The 5,115-nt window shown below is 40.3% G+C and carries 7 protein-coding genes; 1 reads left to right on the plus strand and 6 read right to left on the minus strand.

All coding sequences use genetic code 11. From position 1 onward, the window contains the following. Positions 1-223 precede the first annotated feature (223 nt). The 4 genes from KIV41_RS23995 to KIV41_RS24020 form a co-directional block, all read right to left on the minus strand. Entirely contained in the window at positions 224-577 is a 354-nt protein-coding gene (locus KIV41_RS23995) for a DUF6404 family protein (RefSeq protein ID WP_000384364.1), read from the minus strand. A gap of 171 nt (positions 578-748) precedes the next feature. Continuing rightward, positions 749-1,192, minus strand: coding sequence for a hypothetical protein (locus KIV41_RS24005; protein ID WP_017190363.1), 444 nt, complete (start codon positions 1,190-1,192; stop codon positions 749-751). Beyond that, entirely contained in the window at positions 1,176-1,520 is a 345-nt protein-coding gene (locus tag KIV41_RS24010; protein WP_017190364.1) for a hypothetical protein, read from the minus strand. Before KIV41_RS24010 ends, KIV41_RS24005 begins: the two co-directional genes overlap by 17 nt. A 222-nt stretch (positions 1,521-1,742) precedes the next feature. Continuing rightward, a complete protein-coding gene (locus KIV41_RS24020) occupies positions 1,743-2,051 on the minus strand; it encodes a hypothetical protein (RefSeq protein ID WP_285337810.1) in 309 nt (102 codons plus the stop codon). 169 nt (positions 2,052-2,220) lie between these two features. Between KIV41_RS24020 and KIV41_RS24025 the strand changes: the two genes are divergently transcribed. Continuing rightward, positions 2,221-3,414, plus strand: coding sequence for an ISL3 family transposase (locus KIV41_RS24025; RefSeq protein WP_252041651.1), 1,194 nt, complete (start codon positions 2,221-2,223; stop codon positions 3,412-3,414). On the opposite strand, the gene KIV41_RS24030 is transcribed toward KIV41_RS24025, so the two are convergent. Together KIV41_RS24030 and KIV41_RS24040 are read right to left on the minus strand one after the other, a co-directional pair. Further along, the gene (locus tag KIV41_RS24030; RefSeq protein WP_285337811.1) at positions 3,332-4,081 is read right to left on the minus strand and encodes a hypothetical protein; all 750 of its coding nucleotides are present in this window, start codon (positions 4,079-4,081) and stop codon (positions 3,332-3,334) included. The genes KIV41_RS24025 and KIV41_RS24030 overlap by 83 nt on opposite strands. A 182-nt stretch (positions 4,082-4,263) precedes the next feature. Beyond that, positions 4,264-4,713: a hypothetical protein gene (locus KIV41_RS24040; protein ID WP_045390267.1), complete on the minus strand. Its 450-nt coding sequence runs from the start codon at positions 4,711-4,713 to the stop codon at positions 4,264-4,266. Positions 4,714-5,115 lie beyond the last annotated feature (402 nt).

Consider the following 5,115-nt stretch of genomic DNA (forward strand, 5'->3'; position numbering starts at 1 on the left):
TCTCATACCTCATTAGGGAAGTGCACTCTATTTAATAATAAACAACACTATGATACTTCCATATTAGCTCAGATGTCATTTTGCCGATTAAGCTAACGCCCTGTTGAGGTGTGAGCAACGCAATACCGATGCCGCCGCATACCACCTTAATCACTTAAACCAACGCATAGTGAAAATGCCACGCGTTGCGAATCCCTCTTGAACAGTTTGTTAGGTTTTGGGCCTATTCTCCCAATGAACCCCAATCTGTTAGATTTAATTGCTTGCGCCTAATGTAGTAGAAGGTTGCCATAACTAAACCAAACAATGCGCCAGTAAGTAACGAGATATAAACCGCTTCTAAAACTGGTTTGCCTAGCTCGTCCCACACAAGAAACCATTGGAAGATTCCCCAAACAGGAGCAAAGAAAGCCACACAAAGCATAACGTTTGCAAAAAAGCTTTGATAGTAAGGCGGCGGAAAACACAGTCCGAGTTTACGTAACAACTTTACAAGTGGAGGATTGTAGTTCGACTTCCATACACCTTTGTCACTTAATTCTTTGTGTGCAAGTTGTAGCTTCGTTTCATAATCCATGACCCAAAATCCTCGAATTCGATGTTTCCCGCGGAGAAACCTAACGCCCTGTTAAGGTGTGAGCAACGCAATACCAAAGCCGCCGCATACCACCTTTAACACTAAACGCAACGCATAGTAAAAATGCCACGCGTTGCGAATCACTCTTAAACAGATTGTTATATTTCAAATTTAATTGTATAGGTTTAAGCTTTCTATAATCTCTGACAAGTTAAATGGTTGTGAGTATTCAGATTGTAGTTTGCGTAATTCCTGTTGATCTAAATGCTTAATTGCATCTAGTGAGACACTTTCCAAAGGGGAAAGGTCTGCCTCAAAAATATGAAGTAACGAGTCATTCCCTTCTCGCTGTAACGCACTTCTCAGAGTCTCCACTTCACGTGAGATACAACTTCTAGAGTTGTAATTATATAAGTAGCCTATAACAATTTTTTTGTCTTCAAGACTCAAAGAGTTAAACCATGGATTATCCGGGAAATGTCGCTTTGTCTGATTTGAAATAAAGCACTCTTCATACTTGTCATCCCATGCTTTTAACGCTTGAACACTATCAGGATTACTTGAACAACCGGCAATCAACATTGAAATAAAGATCCATTTACTTAGATGCTTCACTCACACACCTCCAAAATTTCTGTTCATTACCATTCGTAAAGATTTCCTGTCTATATGCGATTTTAAAAATCTCACCTCTAACAATTCTGGTCGAAGAAGTCATCGCTCGACCGAACATTTCCCAGTCATATTCAGTAATTGTAATACCCATTTCAAATGGACTACTCGTCACGCTCGGGCTTGCAAAAATCTGAAACAATGGAACTGTTGATACCGCACTAGTAAACAGGTTCCCTTGTTTCATAATACTTCTTATATCGGAAACCGCCTTTTTACTCTTCCTCGATAACTTAAAACCTTTAATTTCACAATAGCCTATTTTTTCCATAACTTAGCCTTTGGTTGGGTTACTGACAAAACAAAGACCCTAACAAATTCAAGCTACAGACAAGCATGGTTATTCGTGATGTGACTCGGAAATGTAACGCCCTGTTAAGGTGTGAGCAACGCAATACCGAAGCTCACGCATACCACCTTAAACACTGAGCGAAACGCATGGTAAAAATGCCACGCGTTGCGAATCACTCTTAAACAGTTTGTTATGCCTCTTTTATCTATTGACACCAATTTTGTGCAAGTGAAACTGATTAGTTAATGCTATCGCTGAAGGCTTAAATTTCGCATCTTCGTTTTCATAATAAAAGTGTTCAATATCTACATCATAGTCAATTAGCGATTCTAAGTTTTTGATGACCTCATATTTATCACTACCCCAACCATCACTAACTACATTTAGCACTTTTCGATGGGAATCATCTAAACCATCAATATTGTTATAATGACCACCCAAGCACAACTCTACATTTTTAATTGCATGCTTAAAGCCTTTTATAAAATAATGCGCATTCGAGAAGTGCAATATAAACCTTCCATTAATGTCTTCTGTTAAAGTGATATTTTCTTTGACAGGTACTTTATTGACAGCCCTTTTTTTAGGTTCATCGCGGATAAGCGGGAACTGAAAACAAAAACGGTAGTAAGTGATAGAGTTTTATCGCCAAACAAAACCTACACAAACTACCGTTTTCATGTCGAATCATACTTTCCTATCTTCATTCTGGGAAGGCTTTCATATAGTAAAGTCTCATCAGACTCCATCATTAATAAAGCTCACTCTCAAACCTAACTCTATCGCTAGGTGTCCGTGCGGGCTTAAAGCTCAAGCCATACATGAGTATCAATGGCGCAACGTGAAGGAAGCCACACTGCTAGGAGCTCCCGTTGAACTGTCCGTTCAAACCCGACGCATCAAGTGCAGTCACTGTGGCATTAAAACAGAACGACTATCTTGGTTGGAACCTTATGCTCGTATCACTAACCGCCTACGAAGCTATATAGAGCAGTTGTTGCCCCTGCTACCAATTAAACATATAGCCCAAGTGACAGGCGTTCATTGGCACACAATCAAAGAGATAGATAAACGTCGGCTTCAACAAGTAGTACCACAAGTTAAATGGGGTGAATTAAGGCAACTCGTCATGGACGAGTTTGCCATTTTTAAAGGGCACCGTTACGCGACAGTCATTGCAGATGCGAAAAGTCATCAGGTTATCTGGATAGGGCTAGGTCGTAGCCGCAAGGATATTCGACCGTTCTTTGAACAATTAGGCGAGCACGGAAAAAATATCGAAGCAGTAGCAATGGATATGAATACGGCTTTTGACCTTGAAGTCCAAGAGCATTGCCCAAATGCCCGTGTCGTTTATGACTTGTTCCACGTTGTTGCTAAGTTCGGTCGTGAAGTGATGGATAGAGTCAGAGTCGACCAAGCCAATAAGCTAAAACAGGATAAAAAAGCAAGGCAATGGGTCAAACGTTCGCGCTGGGTATTATTGAAAAATAGGGATAATTTAAATACACAACAGGAAAGCTACCTCACAGAAATATTGAATATGAATCAGGACTTGATGACAACCTACTTGCTGGGTGCGCAATTAAAAGAACTGTGGCGTTGCGGCTCAGAACTTCAGGCTAAAAACCTGTGGCAGGTATGGTTGGGACAAGTGAATGAGAGTGAAATTAAGCCGCTCAAAGAGTTCGCTCGAAAGCTCCGTCCATACCTTCATGGGATCACTGCTTCAGCAAGCTATCCGCTGAATACCTGTACGCTTGAAGGGATAAATAACAAGATAAAGTTAATCAAGCGGATGGGATATGGCTATCGAGATACTGATTACTTCTTCTTAAAGATAAAAGCGGCTTTCCCCGGAAAGCCGCGATGAACCTTTTTTTATCCGATGCCCCAATTGCGAAAGTCGTGTATCGACTTTTTATTCCATCTCTATTATCCCAGTAAGTACTCCGAAACAAGTTTTCACCATGCTGCCCTTCGACTTCACCAACAAAGCCATATGTGTGCCCTTTTCTATCTGAAATCATAATTAGCAAGTCTGAATATACGAAGCTTCGAGCAATGTTGCTAAGCGGATACGTAAAACCTTGAAAAATTTTTTTTCGATTAAATGGCATAGTCTTGTTTGGAGTAAAAACTTTAACATTAGGATCCTCGTACTGCTCAATAGTAGAGTGAAGTGTAGAATCGTCTCCCAACTTAAACACATTAAGATATTGATACTCAAAGTCAGTAACACCATGTTTTCTTAACAAGTTACTAACCAACTCCTTAGTAACATCAACGCCATCAACAGAACGAAGAAAGTCAATCATCAAATACTCTAGCCCATGATTGCTAATATTACCTCGCATCTGGTTAAGGAAGCTCGCTGGATGCTCTAAAACACCTCTATAACTTTGTAGTGAGTTACTTTTAAAGCGATACTTCAAGTTTTGCTGATAAACCAGGGTTTTCAAAATAGCACAATAAAACATTGCCCAGTATGAACTGGCGTCATTGGTAAATTTTGGTTTGATGAGTATCGTTTTAGACACAGTTAATACCCCATACTGAAAAAAGTGATAGCAAAATAAAGTACGTACAGAAATGATCGGAGGCATAACGCCCTGTTAAGGTGTGAGCAACGCAATACCGATACCACCGCAGACCACTTTAAACACTAAACGCAACGCATAGTAAAAATGCCAAGCGTTGCGAATCACTCTTAAACAGATTGTTATACGCGTGCTAACGATGATGTGAGTTCATTCACTATTTTTTCCTGAACGTAAGGGAGATACTCTTCATAAAACGTTGCTGGACGAACGTTTGTAAGCTTACCTTCGTCTTCAGGCACCTCAATTACGAAGCTAGTCTGCTTTACCCAATTAACTTTGATAAACAGAGCGTTCCAATCCGAAATATCAACAGCACCATACTCGCCAGACTGTAAGCACTGAATAAAGCTTTTAGTAACGATACCGATACCTTTTACTTCGATATTGCGAATGTACCTCGGACTTACACTTTTCAAATAAATGATATCGCCGACTTTAAGCTGAGAAACCGCTTCGTAAAGGTCTTTAGAGTTGTCTTCATTCCAGCCAAGCACAAACTTGTTGTTCTCAAAAAACTCTCCTTTGACTTCAGTACCACCCCAGTTTGAACCTGCACCGAAAATTGCCATTTATGTCTCCATTACCCTATAAGCGTATAACGCCTTGCTAAGGTGTGAGTAACGCAATACAAAAGCTACCGCACGGCGCCTTAATCACCCTAAGCCACCGCAAAGTAAAAATGCCACGCGTTACGAATCACTCTTAAGCAATTTGTTAGTACATGCACTACTTCTATTTATGCGCTCCAAGATATTGAAAACTGAGATGATATGAAAGGCTTTGAACACTGAAGTGAGACGGGCAGCTACAAAACTTAAACTCGGTTAAGAGACGAGAGTTGGCTAGAAGAAAAACGCACTGAACTCCCCTACCTGTACTGACCTCAAATTAGAAAAGGATTCGTTCCTCGCACTTCGACGGCAACACCAAAGAAAGACAATTCTGACTTAGTAAAAACCACGAAAGAGAAG

Source organism: Vibrio sp. D401a (genome assembly GCF_030248515.1).
Taxonomy (GTDB): Bacteria; Pseudomonadota; Gammaproteobacteria; order Enterobacterales; family Vibrionaceae; genus Vibrio; species Vibrio rotiferianus.